The following is a 19,219-nucleotide window of genomic DNA, read 5'->3' on the forward strand; positions in this document are numbered from 1 at the left end:
CGAGGCGGTGTGCACGGCTGTCAGCCGAGATGCTCCTGGTCTCGGAGCTGCCGCCGGACTCGGCGGCCGTCCGAATCGCGCCGGAATCCTTACGATGGTCGCCGGTTCGTCGCCGCGGGCGCGGGACGGATCGAGATGGTTTCGTAGGTCGCGTCCGGCGTCGCGGTGAGCGCGGTGCGGACAGCGGTCGCCACCGACTCCGGGCGCAGGAACTCCAGCGGGTCGTACGGCCGGTTCTCGGACGCGACAAGTTCGCGCTGCATGTCGGTGTCGACGCGTCCGGGGTGCACGGAGCAGACGCGGATGCCGTCGGGGCGCAACTCCTCGCGCAGCACGTCCGTCAGCGCGGTGAGGGCGAACTTGGTCGCCGGGTAATGGCCGCCCTTGCCGGACGCCTTCAGGCCCGAGCCGGAGTTGATCGTGACGATCGTGCCCTCAGTGGCCCGTAGGGCCGGCAACAGCAGGCGAGTGAGGTCGGAGACTGCAATCACGTTGAGCTCGAACATTCTTCGCCAGATCTCACGCGAGGAGTCCTCGGTGCGTTGACCGCCGGCGACGCCTGCCGAGTGCACGACGGCGTCGAGGCGGTCGAGTCCCAGCGCGGCGACGGCGCCCGCCGTCGACTGTTCGTCGGCTAGGTCGCAGATGAAGGGCTGGGCGGATTCGTAGGAGGCACAAGCGGATTCGACAGCATCTCGGTCACGTCCGCCGATGATCAGGTGATGGTCGGGCGCGAGAGCGGCACACACGGCGGCGCCGATCCCTCGGGTGCCTCCGGTGACAAGCACGCTCGGGCGGGTCATTCGGTGGCCTCCTTGCTGGTGACGGTCATCAGCTGCATCCAGGGCGCTCCGTAGGTGGTCACCATCGCGACGTCGGCGGCGTCACGGCCGATGCCGATCACAACTCGTCCCTTGCGTGGGCTGTCCCAGCGCGGGTCGAAGTCCCACCAACGATCACCGAGCCAGACCTGCGTCCAGGCGTGGAAGTCGTACGGACGGCCGGTCGGTTCGACGTCCATCTCGCTGATGTAGCCATGCACGTACCGGGCCGGAATGTTCATCGCCCGGCAGAAAGTGATCATCAGGTGCGCGAAGTCGCGGCAGACGCCCTGGCCACTGGCGAAGGTGTCGACCGATGTCGCGGTGCTCGTGGTCGAGCCGGTCGTGTAGCTCAGCCACTGGTTGACGAAGGTGTTGATCGCCGCAACCCGCTGGTAACCCGGCTTCATCGTGCCGAAGCGCTTCCACGCCTGGTTGCCGAGCAGATCGGGCAAGCAGTAGCGGCTGGTCAGGGTGTAGAGCAGCACGTCGTCCGGGAGGTCGGTGGGCGCCATCTCGGGGGCGTCCTCGTCCCAGGAGTCGAACGCGTCCGGAACTGTGGCCAGGGCCGAGTAGCTGAGTGTCGTGACCCCGATCGGCAGGGTGAGGCGGGTGCACGGGTTGTCATAGACGTCGCGGAAGTGGTGCAACGGGAGGTCGTCGGTGACCGTCCAGTTCTCGTCCTTGATCGACACGGTGTCGGACGGCTGCGCTGCCACCTGGAAGACGGCGGCGGTGGGTGCCAGCGAGGAGTAGCGGAAGGTGCATCCGAGTTGCAGGGTGCGAGTGGACACGACGCTCCTGTTCGTTGGATCGGGGGACCTGCTCACTCTAGGTGGGGACGACAGCGCTGCGGTGCCCCGCAGGGGTACAATGCAGGCATGAGCACGCCTGGCATGCGCCCGAACAACGCCCACCTTCCGAAGCTGACCCTCGACTACCCGATGTCGCTGGGTGTCTTCAGCGAGTACGAGGAGGCGCAGCGGGCGGTCGACTACCTGTCCGACCACGAGTTCCCGGTGCAGCAGTGCATGATCGTCGGCACCGACCTCAAGCAGGTCGAGCGGATCACCGGGCGTCTGACCTGGGGACGCGTGCTGCTGGGCGGCCTGGCGTCCGGTGCCTGGCTGGGTGCGTTCGTCGGACTGATCTTCAGCCTGTTCTCCAACGAGAACGGCCTGTCGATGATCCTGTCCACGGTGCTGCTCGGTGCGCTCTTCGGAGCGTTCTGGGCGGCCATCGGTTACGCCGCAACCCGGGGCCGTCGCGACTTCACCTCGGTGTCTCAGGTGGTCGCCACGAAGTACGAAGTGCTGGTCGAGCACAAGAGCGTCAATCAGGCGCGTGAACTGCTGTCTCAGATGGGCGGCGACGCGGGTCGCGCGGCGCTGGCTGCGCAGGAAACGACGTACGCTCCCCGTGATGACGGTCCGCAGCGCACCTACAGCGAGTCGTTGAACGACGGTCGTGGCGGGGCGACTGCGCAGCCGACGCCCGAGGGACAGCAGAGCCGGCCGGCGACCGAGCGGCGCTACGGACAGTACCAGCAGCAGCCGCCGCAGCAGCCGGAAACGCCGACCCAGGGATAACCTATGCAACTCGTTGCACAACAGCGAGTTGCATAGTAGTTTCGTCGCGTGGCACTGGAGCACGCGATCCTCGTCTCGCTCGCCGAACGCTCGGCGTCCGGATACGACCTCGCGCGCCGGTTCGATGCGTCCATCGGGCATTTCTGGAAGGCGAGCCACCAGCAGATCTACAAGGTGCTCGCCCGAATGGAAGCCGACGGCTGGGTGAGCACCGAACGCGTGTCCCAGGGGGCGCGTCCGGACAAAAAGGTGCACGCGATCACCGAGACCGGGCACGCCGAACTCCTCGCCTGGTCGGCCCGACCGACGCCCGCTGAGGCTGTGCGCAGCGAGTTCGCCGTCCGTATCCGCGCGCTGCACCTGATCGACCGAGCGACGGTGCTGGGCGCCGTCCGGGACCGGCGGCAGCAGCACGAGGACGCGCTCGCGGGCTACGAAGCCAGCCGCCGCAAGTACTTCGCCGATCCGGCTGAACTCGCCGACGACGAGATCGGCCCCTACCTCGCGCTACGAGGTGGAATCCGTTTGGAACGCAACGGTATCGACTGGTGCGACGAGATCATCGAGACATTGGGGCAGAGATGAAGAAGTTCCGCGAAGCCGCCGAGGCCCACGACTGCGACGCAATGGCCGCGCTGTTGGCCGACGACGTCCGCTTCATCAGCCCGGTGGCATTCAAGCCGTACGAGGGCAAGGCGGTCACGGCCGCAATCCTGCGTGGGGTGATGCGCGTCTTCACCGATCTGCGGTACGAGCGCGAGATCGTCGATGGCCGGCAGAGCGCACTGATCTTCCGGGCGATGGTCGGTGACACGGAGGTCAACGGCTGCGACTTCATCACGGTGGGACCGGACGGGTTGATCACCGAGTTCATGGTGATGGTCCGTCCGCTGCGCGGCGCGAATGCGCTCGCCGAGGCCATGGGCGCACAGTTCGACCAGATCCTGGCCGAGGCCGCGGCCGACATGACCGATTCACAGGAGTGAGTTCACCGATGACGAAACCGCAGCCGTACCCGCACCTGCTCAGCCCGCTCGACCTCGGATTCACCGAACTGCGCAATCGCGTCGTGATGGGTTCGATGCACACCGGCATGGAGGACAAGCTCAAGGACCTGCCCAAGCTCGCGGCGTACTTCGCCGAGCGTGCTCGCGGTGGTGTCGGACTGATCGTCACCGGCGGCTACGCGCCGACCAAGCGTGGGTGGCTGCTGCCCTTCGGTAGCGAGATGACCAACGCACGGCAGGCCGACAAGCATCAGGTCGTCACCGACGCGGTGCACGCCTACGACGGCAAGATCCTGCTGCAGGTCCTGCACGCCGGCCGCTACGGGTACACCCCGTTCAACCTTGCGCCGTCGCGCAAGAAATCGCCGATCACGCCGTTCCGGCCGTGGGCGATGTCGACCAAGCAGGTCGACCACACGGTGTCGGCGTTCGCGAAGGCGGCGAAGCTGGCCAAGGACGCCGGCTACGACGGTGTCGAGATCATGGGATCGGAGGGCTACCTGATCAACCAGATGCTCGCCGCCCGCACCAACGACCGCACGGACGCGTGGGGCGGCACGGCCGAGAAGCGGATGCGCTTCCCGGTCGAAATCGTCGCTCGCACAAGGGAACTCGTCGGCGACGACTTCATCCTGCAGTACCGCATCAGCCTGCTCGACCTGGTCGACAATGCGCAGACCTGGCAGGAGACCGCCGAACTCGCCAAGAAGCTCGAGGCAGCGGGTACGACGATCCTCAACACCGGCATCGGCTGGCACGAGGCACGCGTACCGACCATCGTGACCTCGGTACCCCGCGCCGCATTCGCCTGGACGACAGCGAAATTGAAGGACGAGGTCGGTATCCCTGTCGTCGCGTCCAACCGGATCAACAAGCCGGAGACCGCCGAGGAGATCATCGCGTCAGGCCAGGCCGACCTGGTGTCGATGGCACGTCCGTTGCTCGCCGACGCGGAGTTCGTGAAGAAGGCGCAGGAGGGCCGCTCCGAGGAGATCATCACCTGCATCGCCTGCAACCAGGCCTGCCTCGACCACACGTTCGCGAACAAGCGCGCCAGTTGCATGCTCAACCCCCGCTCGGGCCACGAGACCGAACTCGTGCTGCTGCCGACGCGGACCGTGAAGCACATCGCGGTCGTCGGTGCCGGCCCCGCCGGGCTTGCCGCCGCCGTGGAGCTAGCCGGGCGCGGGCACCGCGTCGAGTTGTTCGAGGAGTCTGGAGAGATCGGTGGCCAGTTCAAGTTGGCCGCGAAGATCCCCGGCAAAGAGGAGTTCGTCGAGACGATCCGCTACTACGAGCACATGCTCGATCTGCGAAACGTCAAGACGCACATGGGAGTTCGCGCGAGCGTCGACGACCTGAGGCACTTCGACGAGGTCGTGCTCGCCACCGGTGTCGAGCCGCGCGTGCCATCGATTACGGGCATCGACCACCCGAAGGTGGTCACGTACCAGCAGGTGGTCGGCGAGGGCGTCCCTGTCGGGCAGCGCGTTGCCGTGATGGGTGCCGGCGGCATCGGCTTCGACGTCAGTGAGTTCCTGCTGCACGACGTGGGGGAGAGCCTCGATCATTGGATGCAACGGTGGGGTGTCACCGATCCCGAACAGGAGCGCGGCGGCCTTACCGACAAGGTGAAGATCACTCCGCGCCGCGAGGTGATCCTGTTGCAGCGCAAGGCTTCTGCGCACGGTAAGGGCCTGGGCAAGACCAGCGGATGGGTGCACCGCCAGACCCTCAAGGACTCCGGCGTGCAGTTCGTCGGTGGGGCTGAGTACGTGCGTGTCGACGACGACGGTCTGCACATCACCGTGCCCGTGGACCCGAAGGACGAGAAGTCCGAGCGTGAGGCGAAGGTGCTGCCCGTCGACACCGTCGTGCTGTGCACCGGGCAGGAGTCGGTGCGTGACCTGGTGCCGCTCACCGAGGCCCTCGGCAAGCCGGTGCACGTCATCGGTGGCGCGGACGTCGCGGCTGAACTGGACGCGAAGCGGGCGATCAAGCAGGCGACCGAACTGGCTGCGCGGCTCTAGATTTTTCTCGCCCACAGCGGTCCCGGTTTCCGGCCAGGGGACGTTGTCGGTGGTCCCGCCTAGAGTCTTCTCATGGGCATCAGCTACGAGTTCTACGAACCGGTCTCACCGGTCGAATTCGTTCTGCTGCAAGCGCTTTCGGACCCGAAGCAGCGTTTGTTGAACCAGCTTCTGAACGCTTTGGGGTCACCCGCGGAGATGCTGACGTTCGCGAACCGGATCTCCCGGGAAGCGTTTCACCGGCTCGAATCTGACGCCGTCCACAACACCGGCAACATCGTCACTGCCCGCCCTGTCGATGTCGATGACATGCGGCTGTTGGAGGAAGCCATCAAAGGCTCCACCCAGTTGGCGTCCACCTCACAAGCCGTGCAGGCGATCGCCATGGCGAGGTATGCCGCGATCGATGAAGAGTTGGTCGATTCCGACACCGGGGTCACCGCGAAGGTCGAGCATGCGCTCGGTCATCAGGCGTCGTTTGCCGACACCGACCTGGCGGCTGCCTGTCAGATGGCTCCCCGCACTGCGTCGAGCAAGATGAGCAACTCCATCGATGCGTGCACCATGACACCTGGTCTGCTCGCCGCGGCGGTCGAGGGTTCGATCCCGTACTGGAAAGTCAGCCTCGTTGCCGCGGAGTTGGTGAACGCTTCACCCGAGACGTCTCACCGGGTCGAGCAGCACCTGCTCGACACCAAAGGCTTCGTCACCTGGGGTTACCTGAAGGTGAAGACCGCCGCGCGGGCGCTGGTGACCCAGTGGGAAGAGGAAGCCGCGAAGAAGACCCGCCAGAAGGAAGCCAAAGAAGCCACCGGTGTCTGGGTGCGTCCCTCCGACATCCCGGGCATGGCCGAGTTGTGCGCCATCGGGCCGGCCGACCAGATCGCCCGCATCTACGGTGCCGTGGACCAGTTGGCTGATCAACGCTCGAAGAACCCGACCGCAAGTGAGGGCAGCGAGACCGGTGAGTCGAAGCCGACTTTCGGACAACTCCGCCTCGGCACGTTGCACGACCTCGTCACCGCTGGCGCCGACGTGACCTACCAGGTCGTCATCCAGGTCCCTGTCGTGCGCGAGGAACGTGAGGAACAGGCCGCCACGGCTGCAACGAAACGTGCCACCGGCGACCCGGAACACGAGCCCGAGGCGTCCCCGGACGATGGATCACCACCACCCGGACAGTCCGCCTCATCACCGCGAGGCCCGGACGACTTTGAATTCGCTTCAGAAACAGGTGAAACCGCCCGGGCGTACAAAGCCGGTTGGGCACGGATCGCCGGGATCGGGTTGATCCGGCCCGAAGTCCTCGATGCACTGATCGAGCAGTTCGGTTGCCGCCTGACCCGAGCACTGGTCGACGCCGACATCGGAGTCACGTGTGAAACCTCGACGACCGCGTACGAGCCCACGCCGCGGATGAGGGAATTCGTCCAACGACGCGACCAGACCTGCCGGTTCCCCATGTGCACCAGGACCGCCATCAGGTGCGACATCGACCACGTCATCGAATGGCCCCAGGGGCCGACTGTCGGGCACAACCTCGCCGCACTCTGCCGCCACCATCACGACGCGAAGACGAAGAAGCACTGGGACTACGAGATGAGCGACGACGGAGTCTGTACCTGGACCTCCCTCACCGGCCGCACATATGTCACCTACCCGGACTCGGTGAACGACGATTCATCGCCCGGTCCGTCCGGACTCGATCGTGCGGGCGCCGCGACCTGGGCGACCTGAAGTTCGGTGAGTTCTCCGCGGTGGACCAGGAATCCGTTGCCCGGACGCGGACGGTCGAGTTTGGGGCATCGGAGCCCGAACAGTTCACCGTCGGTGCGGCTCGGCATCAGCAGCACGCCTGTGCCGCGACGCCGCAGTTCGCCGACGAGTCCCCGGTAGTTGCCGGAGAGCTGATCGATGTCTCCCGACGCGACGACGACGGCTCCGGTGCTGCTCGCCTTGGCCGCGTAGCGGGCCAGCGACTCCTCGATCTCCGAGTCGACCAACGCACAGACGTCGTCGATCAGGAGCAGGCCGGTCGGATCGCGAGCGAGCCACTCGGCCAGTTGTGTCCCGTCTTCCGGTTGGAAGACGTCGTCGGGCAGGTCAGCGCGGGTGTCGGTGGAGATCCAGCAGGTAGGACGCCCGTGCAGCTGTTCGGCAACCGTGAGGAGGGTTGTGGTGCGTCCGCTGCGGGGTGGCCCCGCGATGATCGCGACCAGATCATCGAGCCGTCCGAGGGGGAGGGCGACCGTGCCCTCGGTGCCGGCCCCGACGGCGATTCCCTGAGACGGAGCCAGGCCGGTGACAGGCACTGCGGTCGGGACCGCATCGATGCGGTGAATGCCGGTCGGCACGGAGCATGCAGGCAGCTCGGCAGGAAGCGTGATCTGCAGTTCTGTCCCGTCCGGCACCGTCAGACCGCGCCCGGGTGGCATGTCTGAGGGGATGCAATCGCGAGGGACCCCGATCGTCGCGAGATCGTCCTTGTCGGCCATCGCCAGTGCGATCTGGGAACGAAACAGTGACAAAGAGCGGCTGGTCAGCAATCCGCGTCCCCCGGTCGCCAACACGTGCACGTCGGCGGATGAACCGTCGCGCAGGATCGTGGTCGCCAGGTCCATGAGGCGAAAGAGCGCCGCGTCGTCGGCGAGATCGTCGAGCACGTCCCAGCCGTCGATCACCAGGATCAGCCGCTGACGCCCCCGTTCCGGATGTCGTCGACGGCCGGCGATCTCGTTGGTGACGTACTCCAGTACTCGTTCGACGCGACTCGGTTCATCCGGGCTGACGACGGCTCCCACGCGCGAATGGCTGCCCATATCGGCCAACGACCGCCCGAGATCGAGCACGTAGACGTGCGGGGCGTCGTCCTGGGAGAGGGCCTCGGCCAACAGGGTGCGGACTGCCGTCGATCGTCCACTGCGCGGACCACCGACGATCGCAAGGTGCTGATCGGTCGGCGGCGACCACACCATGGCCGGCTGATCCTGTCGGTGCGGGCGATCGGCGAGGCCGAATCGGTAGCCCGCTGATTCTGCGCCGTAGACGGTCACTGAGTCGCGTCCGTCGAGGGTCCGTCGTGTCACTGCCTCCGGCAGTGGCGGGAGCCACGGAGGCGGCGAAGCGGTGATCCGGAGGTGTTCTGCGCAATCCTTGAGCAGGGGCGCGAGCCGGGTGAGGATCGACTCGTCTGCGGTTCCGCAGTGCTGGGTAGGTCGACCGAACTCACCCACCGAGATGCTGTCGCGCCGTAGCGCGGGCACTGTGACTCGCGCGCTCTGGAACAGCTGGGACTCACCACCGCCGCAGCGCAGGTATCCCCGTCCGGGGGACGACGCCGGGATTCGGGCGGCGTCCATGGTGTCGATGACGTCCTGGGAGTCGCCGTCGTCACGCACCCGCAGCGCGATGCGCAGGTTGACGTTGGCTCTGATGTCGGCCGACACGATGCCGGCCGGACGCTGTGTCGCCAGCACCAGGTGCACACCCAACGATCGCCCCACGGTCGCCAGTCTCACCAGACCGTCGACGAAGCCAGGCAATTCCTCTGCCAGTACGCGGAATTCGTCGATGATGAGGCACAAGCGCGCAATGGTCGGGGCGCTCGGATCGCGGTGATAGTCGTCCAGGTCCTTCGCGCCGGCTGCAGCAAGCAATCGTTCACGGCGCTGGAGCTCGGCCTGCAGAGACACGAGTGCGCGCTCGGTGAGATGCCCGTCAAGATCGGTCACCAGCCCCACTGTGTGGGGCAGCGCAGCGCACTCGCGAAAAGCTGCGCCGCCCTTGTAATCGATGAGGACGAAGTTGAGTGCATCCGGACGGTTGGCGGCAGCCAGCGAAGCGATGAGCGTCTGCAACAGTTCCGACTTGCCCGCGCCGGTCGTGCCGGCGAGTAGCGCGTGCGGTCCGTCGACCACCAGGTCGGTGACTGCCGGTCCTGACGCCGTGGCACCGAGGAGGACGGACATCACCGGTCGACGGGGCCAGTTCGATTGAAGTGCAGCGATATCGAGCAGGTCTGTGCCCAGGTGTGAGCGCCATACCTCGTCCAGTCCGACCTGTGTCGGTGGAGTGCCGTTGACATCGATCGACGAGATGTCGTGTGCGGGGGCGAGGAGCCTCGCCGAACGATCGAGCAGTCCGGTGGCCGGCAGATCGGGGACACAGTCGGTGACGTCATCGGCGAGTACCGTCGTCCGTGTCGAGGAGTGCAACCGGACGATCGGATGGGCTCGGTCGGGCAACTCGGTCTCGCTCTCGCCGAACGCGACGACGCTGCAACGGTGACGCTTCGGATCGCCGATGATTTCGGTCAATGCCTTTGCAGCGCAGGTGAACTCCGCGTCAAGAAGGATGAGCAGCAGACTCGGCGGATCCTGTGAACGATCGTCCGGGGAGCAGACCGGAAGGCCGCGGACGAAGTCGGCGAGGGCGTCCGGATGGTCGAGGTCGAACAACGCCGCGGGACGGTCGAGCACGGGTCGCAGGTGGGGGAGCCAACCCAGCTCGGTCTCGTCGAGCCGGCGGTGGCTGACGACTGCGATCCGGAGGTGCGCCGGTGAGTGCCAGGCCACGGCCTGGACCAGCAGGCTCTCGAAAGCACGTCGATGGTCGTGACCGGCCACGCCGACGACGCGGTGCGCCGCGAGATCGACCGTCACGGGCGCGTCCGGCAGCGGCACCCGCTCGTCCTCGGCGCTCTCGCGTACCACGGTCAGCCCGGAGGCGATGGTGCCGCGACCGATTCGCCAGTGCAGGTACCCGTACTCGGCCGGGTGTCGGTGCCACAATCGCCGGTCGAGGGTCTCGATGGTGCGGAATGCATCGCTGAGACCTGGGAGTGCGCGGATTCTGATCGCGTGCTCGGCCAGCAACGTGCGGGCGACCCGTTCCCGGTGACGTTGCAGGGCCTTGTTGTAGTCATCGATGTCTCGTCCGCGAGATCGTCGTCCGTCGCGCTTGTCCGACAGGTGCTGGGCGAGCATCAGCACGGGACTGAAGAGGGCGAGGGCGAGGAACATCATCGTCTTCATCCACCACGCGAGGCCGACACCGATCACGAGCGGGAGCAGGATCACGATCCACGGCATCGTGCGTCGATCCGGACGTCGCGGGCGGGTCGGGGCGGATAGCCGCACCTGCGGTGGTGGGGCGGAACGCGTCGGCGGACGCCGAACCGGCACCCTCGCGTCCTGTACCGGGCGTCGCCCTGCAGGTGGTGCGCTGAGTGTGAGCGTGGAGTTGCCGACCCTCAGTTCGTCACCGACGCGCAGCTCCGACCCCGATGCGACCGCACCGATCTTCCGGCCGCCGATCTGCGTACCGTTCGTCGAATCGAGATCATGGACGGTGACCCGACCGGCGTCCAGGGCCACCGCGCAGTGCAGTCGCGACACGTCCGGGTCGTCGAGAGGAAAGACCGCAGGTTCAACCCTGCCGATCGTCAGCGGCCGGCGGTCGAGCCATCGTCGCGCGCCGACCTGCGGGCCGTGGATGCATTCAAGGGCCAGCAGTCCATGAGGCGTTGCTGCGGTGGGTCGGAACGACAGGACCGAACCATGTGCGATGTGGCCGATGAGGAGATCGTCGGTGAGTTCGTCCCGTCCGATCCACACCCGGCTCGGCACCGGACAACCCGACGAGATCATGGCGGTCCGGACCTCTGCCCACGTCGAGTCGGGCGCCGCCGCGATTCGCACGTCGTGGACGGTCGACTCCGCACCCACGATGCTCAGGGCCAGTTCGATCCGTCGGATGCTCGAGGACTCAGCTCGTTGCAGGTGTGCCATGGGCGCGGAGTATCGCCCGAGACGGGTTTCGCTGCCGGTGGGCCTGTGGATAAGCGCTCGAAGGTCAACAGATGGTCAAGAACACGCCAGCCGGACCCCAAATTTTGTGGATGAGTGTTCCGGTCCGGCTTCGGAGCGCGTTTCATGTGCTTCATGCCGCCGGTAGGTGCCGAGCGGCAGGAAGGCAAGGGGCATGAACGGTATCCAGGTCATCGAGGGCGAAGTCCGCGAACTCATTCGTCGACGTCGCCTCGACCCGGTCGGGGACCGTGCCTCGCTGCACTCGCTCGTGCACGACGTCGTTCAGGACTACGAGGAGCGCACGCTGCACGGTGGGCTCGAGCCGCTCGGTGACCGTGATGTCGCCACACGCAGTGTGCTCGATTCCGTCCTCGGTTTCGGGGCACTGCAGCAGTACCTCGACGACCCGACGATCGAGGAGATCTGGCTGAACGATCCGAACCGGGTCTTCGTGGCGCGACACGGCGTATCCGAACTCACCCCGACGATCCTGACAGAGCACGACGTCCGCAATCTGGTCGAGCGGATGCTCAAGCCGTCCGGTCGACGGGTCGACCTTTCCTCACCGTTCGTGGACGCAACCTTGCCGGACGGGTCCCGGCTGCACGTCGCGATTCCGGATGTGACCCCGGGCCGCTGGTACATCAACATCCGAAAGTTCGTCGCCAGAGCACACTCGCTGGACGATCTGGTCACGCTGGGTTCACTCAACCGGCACGCAGCCCAGTTTCTGCGAGCCGCCGTCGCCAGTGGCCTCAACATCCTGGTGACTGGAGGTACGCAAGCCGGCAAGACGACGATGCTCAACTGTCTGGCAGCCGCGATCCCACCCACCGAGCGGGTGGTGTCCTGCGAAGAAGTCTTCGAGCTGAAGCTCAATCTGCGTGACTGGGCAGCGCTGCAATGCCGCCAACCGAGTCTCGAGGGCACCGGGGAGATCCCGCTGCGGCGCCTGGTCAAGGAAGCGCTGCGCATGCGCCCCTCCCGGATCATCGTCGGTGAGGTGCGCCAGGAGGAGAGCCTCGACCTGCTGATCGCAATGAACAGCGGTTTACCCGGCATGGCGAGCCTGCACGCCAACTCCGCACGCGAGGCACTGGTGAAGATGTGCACGCTGCCGCTGCTTGCCGGACCGAATGTGGGTTCGCAGTTCGTGATGCCGACTGTCGCCAGCTCGATCGACTTGATCGTGCACGTCGGGCTCGAACGCGACGGGAAGCGTGTTGTTCGGGAGATCGCCGCGGTACCAGGGCGATTCGAGGGAAGCGTCATCGAATTGGCCGAGTTGTTCGTACGGCGTGACGGGGAACTGGTGCGGGGCGAGGGATTCCCGCCGCACCAGGAACGTTTCGCGCGCGCCGGGTACGACGTCGCCGACCTCTTGGGGGACCGACGATGATCCCGGTCGTCAGTGTCTTGTTCGGCCTGGGCGTCTTCTGCATCTACTGGTCCTTCTGGCCGCGTATGCAAGCCAAGCCGAAGTCCAAGGTCACCGCCGTCGACCGGTTGCGCAGCGACCTTGCGGTCAGCGGCGTTCGCGGATTCTCCCTGCCGATGCTCACCTTCATCTGCGGCGGAAGTGCGCTGCTGGTGTTCCTGGTCGCCATGGCGGCCACCGGGGTGATTCCGGTGGCACTCTGCTTCGCCGTCCTTGCCGGCTACGGCCCGATCGCGCTCGTCCGTAGCCAGGCACACAAACGGCGGCACAACCGCCGTGAACTCTGGCCGGACGCGGTCGATCACATTGCCTCCGCGGTCCGCGCCGGGCTTGCCCTGCCCGAAGCGTTGGCGCAGTTGGCGATTCGCGGACCGGAGGAGCTGCGACCGGCGTTCGCGCAATTCGCCCAGGAGTATCGAACCTCGGGTGACTTCCAGCGATGCCTGGACGATCTCAAGCAGCGCCTCGCCGACCCGGTGGCCGACCGACTGGTCGAATCGCTGCGGCTGGCACGCGAGGTAGGTGGCACCGACCTCGGGCGACTGCTGCGCACCCTGTCGACCTTCCTGCGCGACGATGCGCGCACCCGCGCTGAGTTGGAGGCGCGGCAGTCCTGGACTGTGAACGCCGCTCGACTGGCACTCGTGGCGCCGTGGTTGGTGCTGCTGATGTTGGCCACGCGCGGCAGCAGCCTGCAGGCATACAGCAGCGGAACAGGGGTGGCGATCCTGACGATCGGCGGCCTGGTGTCGTTCGCTGCCTACCGGATCATGCGCCGGATCGGCCGGCTGCCCAGCGAGATCCGAGTGATGGCATGACCGCCAACCTCGGGTGGATCGGTGCCCTGTGCGGACTGGTGGCGGCCGCCGGAGTGCTGTTGCTGTGGCAGGGCCTGCCGATGCGCCGACGGTTGACATTGTCCGACCGGATCGCACCCTACGTCGCCGAGCGGCCACGTCCCTCCAAGTACCTCGGCGGCCCGATCGCGTCCGACCAACTGTGGAACTCCTTGCTACGCAAGGCCGGTGGTGTCGTCGACTCCGTGCTGGGCGGAAGTGTCTCGGTGCGTCGCCGGCTCGAACGAGCGGGCAGCAACGCGTCCGTGGAGGACTTCCGGGCTGAGCAGGCGATGTACGGCTGTGTCGCGGCGCTCGCCGCCACCGGCTGGGTGTCCTTGCGGATGGCGTCCGGATCGCAGTCGCCGGTGACCGCAGTGCTGCTGGTGCTCATCGCCTCGGGTGCAGGAGTCGTCCTGCGTGACCAACTGCTCACTCGAGCAGCTGAGAAGCGCGACCGCCAGATCCTGGCCGAATTTCCCGCAGTCGCAGAACTCCTGGCGCTCGCCGTCACTGCTGGCGAAGGTGCGGCGGCTGCTCTGGAACGTGTGGCTCGTCTGTCGAAGGGGGAGCTGTCGAGCGAACTGCGCCGGTGTCTCATCGACGCACGTGCCGGCGCCAGCCTGCCGGAAGCGTTGCAGGGTCTCGCCGACCGCACCGGGCTCGCCAGCCTGGCTCGGTTCGTCGACGGCATCGTGGTCGCTCTCGAACGCGGAACACCCCTCGCTGACGTGATGCGTGCGCAGGCGCAGGACGCGCGTGACGCCGCCAAGCAGGAACTCATCGAACTGGGTGGCCGGCGGGAACTGGCGATGATGGTAGCGATTGTCAACTAGAACCCGTACACTGATCTTGTGCGAGCCGCCATCTACCTCCGTCAGTCGGAGGACCGCCTAGACGATCGACGTGCCATCGCGCGGCAGCTCGCCGACTGTGAAGCATTGGCCGAGCGGGCGGGCTGCACTGTCGTCGGGACGTACGTCGACAACGACAAGTCGGCGTCAAGCGGGAAGCCGCGGCCCGAGTGGGACCGGATGCTAGAAAGCCTGGGGCGCAATGAGTTCGGCGTACTGATCTGCTGGCACACCGACCGCCTTTATCGTCGCCTGCGTGATCTGGTCGACCTGGTGGAGTTGGCCGAGACCCGCTCCCTGCGCATCCTCGCGGTGAACGCTGGTGACATCGATCTGACGTCGCCGGCGGGCCGCATGCTCGCCGGAATGCTCGGGAGCGCGGCCCGATACGAGGTCGAGCAGAAGAGCGTTCGGCAGCGGGCCGCGAATCGACAGCGAGCCGAGCGCGGCATTTCGATTTGGACCCGACGACCGTTCGGCTTCGATCGTGACGGCCATGACGTCCGAATCGTCCCCGCCGAGGCGAAGGAGATTCGTGACGCCGCGAAGAAGGTGCTTGCCGGGCACACGCTTGCGAGCATCACCCGCGACCTGAACGGCCGGGGTGTCAGGACGACGCTCGGGCACCCGTGGACCGTGACGGCGCTGCGGCGCGTGCTGACCAACCCTCGCGTTGCCGGACGCATCGTCTACAACGGCGAGGCCTATGGCGATGCACCGTGGAAACCGATCGTGCAACCGGCAGAATTCGACCGTCTGACCGCGATGCTCCGTGACCCGAAACGCCGCCTGACCAACGACACGCGGTTGAAGCACTGGTTATCGGGTGCGCTGATCTGCGAAGCGGACGAGTCGCGCATGTACGCGACGATCGCCTGGACCCGCACGGGCACGAAGTACCACGTCTACCAGTGCAAGAAGTGCAAGCGGACGCGCAAACTCGCTGACGTCGATGCGCTGGTAGAAGGTGTGATTCTTGGTCGCATCGAGTCCGAGGACGTGGCTTCGCTGCTGGGCGTGAAGCCGGACGTGATGGAACTGCAGGCGGAGGTCGACGAGTTGCGCAGCCGCCGTGATGGGCTCGCGGCATTGCTGGCGGATGGACTGCTGTCGCCGGACGCAGTACGCGAACAGGCGCAGAAGCTCGGGCACCGCATCGACGTGTTGGAGCGGAGCATTTCCAGGGCTCTGGGCGATTCGCCCGTGGCCGACCTCGCCGATGCGCCGGACGTGCGGGCGGCCTGGTCCGAGCTCGGCGCGAAACAGCGCCGGGCGGTCGCTGAGACCCTGGTAGAGATTCGGATTCTGGCCGCTGGCAAAGGAACTCGGTTCGATCCTGGAACCGTTCGCATCGAGTGGAAAGCGTAGATCGATGCCGAGAGAACTGCGATTCGTGCGGGTTGTCTGTAGCAAACACAAGAAGCCCGCACGAGTGCGTCTATTCGGAACCGGACGAGGCGGCACGTTCCGCTGGGAACTGGTGGGTGCTCCCAACGCGCAGGGACACCGTGAACGGCAGGAGTGGGAGCGCAGGCGAGATGCTGGGGAGCTGCCTGCCGAGAACGAGGACCATCTGCCCGACTGGCTGACTGGCCTACCGCCGTCACCTGAGCGCGTGTACGAACCTCCGGCCGTCATTGATGACGACACTCACGAGTTCCTTGGTAGCGGCCCTCAATCGCTCAGCAAGATGCTGCGTCCGGCGGGGGCTGGCGAGTCGTCCGAGCCTTGGCCAAGCGGTATTGACGATCCGAAGGTGAAGCGCTCCACGCACGAGACACATGACCTCACCTGCCAACGATGCAAGCGCGCCGGTCGTCACGCATCCGTGCAAATCAGGGATAGCGACTTGCAGTTGATGCTCAACCAGGTGAGTGCCAACGGTCACACCACCATCACGCCGGAGTTCATCGCGGCATGGCTCAACCGGCGACACAACACGCCGAGGTGAGCACGTGGCACGTTGCTGCTCCGGCGTGATAGCTTACGCATAGAACTGCTGGGCTCTCGACCTGGCCGCCGAAGCAAAGGCTTCCGTGAACGCGCTTCGCTAACCGCGGGCAATGGGATTTCCCATGCCCGAAAGGCAGCAGCGAAGTGGCAGCATCCACTCATTACCGCGCGAAAGTCGCGGCTCTTTCTCGTGGTCGCACACCCGATGATGTTGAACTCATCGAGGCGCGACGTTCGTACCGCGCCGAGAAGCTCGCCGAGCACATCGCCAAGGTGGTGGCCGAGGCCCCGCCACTGACACCCGAGCAGCGTGACCGCCTCGCTGTGCTATTGCGCGGCGGTGCAGCGTGACCACCTACGCGGCCGAGTCGGCCGCCCGCAACATCCGGTCGAACCACGAGGACCGAGACCAGGACCAGACCGTGCCCACGGTGGAGACCCTGACCCGCGAGACGCACGGGATGCTCGAACGCACGGGTGTCCGGTTGTCGCCGTCGAGGGTGGGCCGGCTGTGCCGTGACTACGTGAACATCGTTGCGACCAAGGGTGTTTCGTTCGGCGCGTACCTGGCGAACGCGGTTGCGCTCACGGGTGCGACCCAGCACGAGTTCGATTCGGTGTACTACCGACTCTGCTACTCCGACCCGACCGGCGAGAGCGCCGTGCGTCGGGTGCTGCGGGGTGGTCGCGAGTGAGTCTCGACAAAGGGAAACGCCGCCCGGCGAAGGCGGCGTCTCAGAAGATTCATGGCGGCGAATCCGGTTCCATTATAGAGCCGGATCACGCCGACGAGCCAACCATCAGGTGCCGTGCGTGTCGTCACCCGCTGCGCGCTGAGAAGTCGGTGGAGCGTGGCATCGGCCCGGTCTGTTTCGTCGCCGAGTTGGGCGGTGAGAGCCGATGAGCACACTGCTGAACCCGAGCACGGTCCTGACCCTGGCTGAGTTCGAGGCCGACATGGTGTTGGGTGCGGCGATCGACGCCGGCCTCATCCGGCCTGGCGTGATCCTGGCGGTCGCCGGGTGCGACGGCGGCGAGGTCTGCCGAGACGAGTACGGGTGTCAGTGCTCGACGCGCTGTTGGTTGTGCCGTGCCGAGGCTGAGTGGCCGTCCCGGCGCGAATGGTGTTGGAACGCAAGCGTGGACGGGATGCCGGCGCGGGTGACGTTCGATCTGTGCACCCGGTGCTGTGACTTCCTGCAGCCGGTGATCGGCGGTGGCCGCAGTGTCTGAGCCGACGCAGGTGGCCGAGGTGCCGATGTTCACGCTGTCGTTCCTGCAGGACACCCACCAGGCCGGTTATGACGCCGGTTTCGCCGATGGGCTGCGCGCTGCGGAGGACATCGCTAACGCCGAGTTCGAGGCTGCCCGTGCTGTGGTGCATTCGGCCGCTGGCGGCGATCGCCACCCGTTCTGGGACGCGCTCAACGTGGACCCGGTGAACGATCCGTGGGCCGAGGTTGCCGAGCGGCTGGAAGAAGCGCGTGAGACGCACCGCCGCGCCGTGCATGACTCCCTGCGGGGTGGTGCCGCGTGAAGCACGCAAGCGTTTACGCGGGGTCGAGTATCCGATACGTGTTCGTTCGTGGGCACGTCTCCGAGGTGTTCAAGCGGTACGGCGTGCCGTCCACGAACGATCGCGTCGTGCGGGCCCGTGCGGTCCGCCGAGAGCGGTTGTCGGACGTGCTGAGCATGTTGCAGCACGAGGGTTACGACGTGCGCCTGATCGAAGGTGATCCGCGATGAGTCTGCACAGTGTCGACGCCGACCGCTACGACGAGGACGGCGTGCTGACCCGGCGAACCTGGCAGCCGGTCGACCTCGCCGAAGTGCTCGCCGGCAAGTGGCAGGCACCGACAGCGACCATCGGACGACGCTCGGACGGGCGCGGCCTGTTCTACCCCGGCAAGGCTCACACGATCGCATCCGAATCGGAGGGTGGAAAGACCTGGTTGGCCCTCATCGCCGCTGCCGACGAAATGGCAGCCGGCCACCACGTCGGCTACATCGATTTCGAGGACGCGGAAGGGCCGGTTGTGTGGCGCCTGCTGACACTCGGTGTTCCGCCCGAAGTCATCGCGGAACGGTTCCACTACTTCCGACCTGAGGAAGCGATCACCGACGCGTTGGCACGGATCGACCTGGCCGGTTTCATGTCGTCGCGGGCGCCGACGCTGGTGATCCTCGATGGCATTACCGAGGGCATGACGTTGCACGGCCTCGACCCGCTCAACAACAAGGACGCGGCCATGTTTGGGCGGTTGCTGGTGCGTCCGCTGACCTCCTACGGCGCCGCCGTCGTCTCACTCGATCACGTCACGAAGTCGGCAGAGGGCCGAGGACGCTATGCCATTGGTGCAGTACACAAGTTGAACGCGCTCGACGGTGCCGCGTACGTGCTCGAAAACCGATCCAAGTTCGGGCGCGGCCTGGTCGGTCGGTCTTCGGTGCTCATCGCCAAGGACCGGCCCGGTGACCTTCGGAAGGATGCACGCCCCGCGTCCGGTGGTCTGCACTGGTTCGCCGACCTGGTGATCGACGCCAGCGATCCGGACGAGTCATGCATCGTCGGCGAAGTTCGAGCACCCGAGGACGGCGCCCGCGAAGCTCACCGGCCCACGATGATGATGCAGCGCGTCGCCGACACCCTCACCGAGCACCCGCAAGGACTCGCACAACGCGTTCTCTGCGATGTCGTGACGGGCAAGACGGAGACAATCCGCACGGCGCTGTCACATCTCATCGCAGACGGCTACGTGAGCCCGACGCCTCACCGTTTGGTGAAGCCGTACCCCGGCGAGAACGGGGGTCAGGAATGACCAGCGTGCCCCCGTGCCCCGACCGTGCCCCGACCGTGCCCCCGGCACGGGCAAAAACGCCC

General features: G+C 66.3%; 20 protein-coding genes. 17 read left to right on the forward strand and 3 right to left on the reverse strand.

What is annotated here, in order from left to right:
* Positions 1 to 89 precede the first annotated feature (89 nt).
* Complete coding sequence (locus FB459_RS06050; protein WP_141927800.1) at positions 90 to 803, reverse strand: SDR family oxidoreductase; 714 nt, start codon at positions 801 to 803, stop codon at positions 90 to 92.
* Positions 800 to 1,615: a transglutaminase-like domain-containing protein gene (locus FB459_RS06055; RefSeq protein WP_141927801.1), complete on the reverse strand. Its 816-nt coding sequence runs from the start codon at positions 1,613 to 1,615 to the stop codon at positions 800 to 802. The genes FB459_RS06050 and FB459_RS06055 overlap by 4 nt, the downstream gene beginning before the upstream one ends.
* 87 nt (positions 1,616 to 1,702) lie before the next feature.
* Between FB459_RS06055 and FB459_RS06060 the strand changes: the two genes are divergently transcribed.
* From FB459_RS06060 to FB459_RS06080, 5 genes are all read left to right on the forward strand, one after another.
* Positions 1,703 to 2,410, forward strand: coding sequence for a YflT domain-containing protein (locus FB459_RS06060; protein WP_211345140.1), 708 nt, complete (start codon positions 1,703 to 1,705; stop codon positions 2,408 to 2,410).
* A 48-nt stretch (positions 2,411 to 2,458) separates the two neighbouring features.
* Positions 2,459 to 2,995, forward strand: a complete 537-nt coding sequence (locus tag FB459_RS06065) for a PadR family transcriptional regulator (RefSeq protein WP_141927802.1) — start codon at positions 2,459 to 2,461, stop codon at positions 2,993 to 2,995.
* The gene (locus FB459_RS06070; RefSeq protein ID WP_141927803.1) at positions 2,992 to 3,396 is read left to right on the forward strand and encodes a nuclear transport factor 2 family protein; all 405 of its coding nucleotides are present in this window, start codon (positions 2,992 to 2,994) and stop codon (positions 3,394 to 3,396) included. Before FB459_RS06065 ends, FB459_RS06070 begins: the two co-directional genes overlap by 4 nt.
* An 8-nt stretch (positions 3,397 to 3,404) precedes the next feature.
* Positions 3,405 to 5,447 carry an NADPH-dependent 2,4-dienoyl-CoA reductase gene (locus FB459_RS06075; protein ID WP_141927804.1) on the forward strand — a complete coding sequence of 681 codons (2,043 nt, stop codon included), beginning with the start codon at positions 3,405 to 3,407 and terminating at the stop codon, positions 5,445 to 5,447.
* A 72-nt stretch (positions 5,448 to 5,519) separates the two neighbouring features.
* Positions 5,520 to 7,184, forward strand: a complete 1,665-nt coding sequence (locus tag FB459_RS06080; protein ID WP_141927805.1) for an HNH endonuclease signature motif containing protein — start codon at positions 5,520 to 5,522, stop codon at positions 7,182 to 7,184.
* Here FB459_RS06080 and FB459_RS06085 read toward each other — a convergent pair.
* Positions 7,103 to 11,236: a type VII secretion EssC family protein gene (locus tag FB459_RS06085; protein ID WP_141927806.1), complete on the reverse strand. Its 4,134-nt coding sequence runs from the start codon at positions 11,234 to 11,236 to the stop codon at positions 7,103 to 7,105. The genes FB459_RS06080 and FB459_RS06085 overlap by 82 nt on opposite strands.
* A gap of 193 nt (positions 11,237 to 11,429) precedes the next feature.
* On the opposite strand from FB459_RS06085, the gene FB459_RS06090 reads away from it, so the two are divergent.
* The 12 genes from FB459_RS06090 (at position 11,430) to FB459_RS06140 (ending at position 19,157) form a co-directional block, all read left to right on the forward strand.
* Positions 11,430 to 12,656 carry a TadA family conjugal transfer-associated ATPase gene (locus FB459_RS06090; RefSeq protein ID WP_141927807.1) on the forward strand — a complete coding sequence of 409 codons (1,227 nt, stop codon included), beginning with the start codon at positions 11,430 to 11,432 and terminating at the stop codon, positions 12,654 to 12,656.
* Entirely contained in the window at positions 12,653 to 13,513 is an 861-nt protein-coding gene (locus tag FB459_RS06095) for a type II secretion system F family protein (RefSeq protein WP_129627339.1), read from the forward strand. Before FB459_RS06090 ends, FB459_RS06095 begins: the two co-directional genes overlap by 4 nt.
* Positions 13,510 to 14,367 carry a type II secretion system F family protein gene (locus tag FB459_RS06100; RefSeq protein ID WP_141927808.1) on the forward strand — a complete coding sequence of 286 codons (858 nt, stop codon included), beginning with the start codon at positions 13,510 to 13,512 and terminating at the stop codon, positions 14,365 to 14,367. The genes FB459_RS06095 and FB459_RS06100 overlap by 4 nt, the downstream gene beginning before the upstream one ends.
* A gap of 18 nt (positions 14,368 to 14,385) precedes the next feature.
* Positions 14,386 to 15,753, forward strand: coding sequence for a recombinase family protein (locus FB459_RS18200; protein WP_141927809.1), 1,368 nt, complete (start codon positions 14,386 to 14,388; stop codon positions 15,751 to 15,753).
* Positions 15,754 to 15,817: 64 nt separating this feature from the next.
* The gene (locus tag FB459_RS06110; RefSeq protein WP_141927810.1) at positions 15,818 to 16,336 is read left to right on the forward strand and encodes a hypothetical protein; all 519 of its coding nucleotides are present in this window, start codon (positions 15,818 to 15,820) and stop codon (positions 16,334 to 16,336) included.
* Positions 16,337 to 16,482: 146 nt separating this feature from the next.
* Positions 16,483 to 16,689: a hypothetical protein gene (locus tag FB459_RS06115; protein WP_141927811.1), complete on the forward strand. Its 207-nt coding sequence runs from the start codon at positions 16,483 to 16,485 to the stop codon at positions 16,687 to 16,689.
* Positions 16,686 to 17,033 carry a hypothetical protein gene (locus FB459_RS06120; RefSeq protein WP_141927812.1) on the forward strand — a complete coding sequence of 116 codons (348 nt, stop codon included), beginning with the start codon at positions 16,686 to 16,688 and terminating at the stop codon, positions 17,031 to 17,033. The genes FB459_RS06115 and FB459_RS06120 overlap by 4 nt, the downstream gene beginning before the upstream one ends.
* On the forward strand, positions 17,030 to 17,242 hold the full coding sequence (locus FB459_RS18205) for a DUF6011 domain-containing protein (RefSeq protein WP_425472291.1): 213 nt from the start codon (positions 17,030 to 17,032) through the stop codon (positions 17,240 to 17,242). Before FB459_RS06120 ends, FB459_RS18205 begins: the two co-directional genes overlap by 4 nt.
* Complete coding sequence (locus tag FB459_RS06125; RefSeq protein ID WP_141927813.1) at positions 17,239 to 17,571, forward strand: hypothetical protein; 333 nt, start codon at positions 17,239 to 17,241, stop codon at positions 17,569 to 17,571. Before FB459_RS18205 ends, FB459_RS06125 begins: the two co-directional genes overlap by 4 nt.
* Positions 17,564 to 17,875 carry a hypothetical protein gene (locus FB459_RS06130; protein ID WP_141927814.1) on the forward strand — a complete coding sequence of 104 codons (312 nt, stop codon included), beginning with the start codon at positions 17,564 to 17,566 and terminating at the stop codon, positions 17,873 to 17,875. Before FB459_RS06125 ends, FB459_RS06130 begins: the two co-directional genes overlap by 8 nt.
* Complete coding sequence (locus FB459_RS06135) at positions 17,872 to 18,084, forward strand: hypothetical protein (protein ID WP_141927815.1); 213 nt, start codon at positions 17,872 to 17,874, stop codon at positions 18,082 to 18,084. Before FB459_RS06130 ends, FB459_RS06135 begins: the two co-directional genes overlap by 4 nt.
* A complete protein-coding gene (locus FB459_RS06140) occupies positions 18,081 to 19,157 on the forward strand; it encodes an AAA family ATPase (RefSeq protein ID WP_211345141.1) in 1,077 nt (358 codons plus the stop codon). The genes FB459_RS06135 and FB459_RS06140 overlap by 4 nt, the downstream gene beginning before the upstream one ends.
* Positions 19,158 to 19,219: the final 62 nt, after the last annotated feature.

This window comes from Yimella lutea, assembly GCF_006715095.1.
In the GTDB taxonomy this organism is placed as follows: domain Bacteria; phylum Actinomycetota; class Actinomycetes; order Actinomycetales; family Dermatophilaceae; genus Yimella; species Yimella lutea.

Coding starts and splice junctions, on each gene's coding strand:
- FB459_RS06050 (WP_141927800.1), bottom strand. CDS start 803: ATGACCCGCCCGAGCGTGCTTGTCACCGGAGGCACCCGAGGGATCGGC.
- FB459_RS06060 (WP_211345140.1), top strand. CDS start 1,703: ATGAGCACGCCTGGCATGCGCCCGAACAACGCCCACCTTCCGAAGCTG.
- FB459_RS06070 (WP_141927803.1), top strand. CDS start 2,992: ATGAAGAAGTTCCGCGAAGCCGCCGAGGCCCACGACTGCGACGCAATG.
- FB459_RS06075 (WP_141927804.1), top strand. CDS start 3,405: ATGACGAAACCGCAGCCGTACCCGCACCTGCTCAGCCCGCTCGACCTC.
- FB459_RS06080 (WP_141927805.1), top strand. CDS start 5,520: ATGGGCATCAGCTACGAGTTCTACGAACCGGTCTCACCGGTCGAATTC.
- FB459_RS06085 (WP_141927806.1), bottom strand. CDS start 11,236: ATGGCACACCTGCAACGAGCTGAGTCCTCGAGCATCCGACGGATCGAA.
- FB459_RS06090 (WP_141927807.1), top strand. CDS start 11,430: ATGAACGGTATCCAGGTCATCGAGGGCGAAGTCCGCGAACTCATTCGT.
- FB459_RS06095 (WP_129627339.1), top strand. CDS start 12,653: ATGATCCCGGTCGTCAGTGTCTTGTTCGGCCTGGGCGTCTTCTGCATC.
- FB459_RS06100 (WP_141927808.1), top strand. CDS start 13,510: ATGACCGCCAACCTCGGGTGGATCGGTGCCCTGTGCGGACTGGTGGCG.
- FB459_RS06125 (WP_141927813.1), top strand. CDS start 17,239: ATGAGCACACTGCTGAACCCGAGCACGGTCCTGACCCTGGCTGAGTTC.
- FB459_RS06140 (WP_211345141.1), top strand. CDS start 18,081: ATGAGTCTGCACAGTGTCGACGCCGACCGCTACGACGAGGACGGCGTG.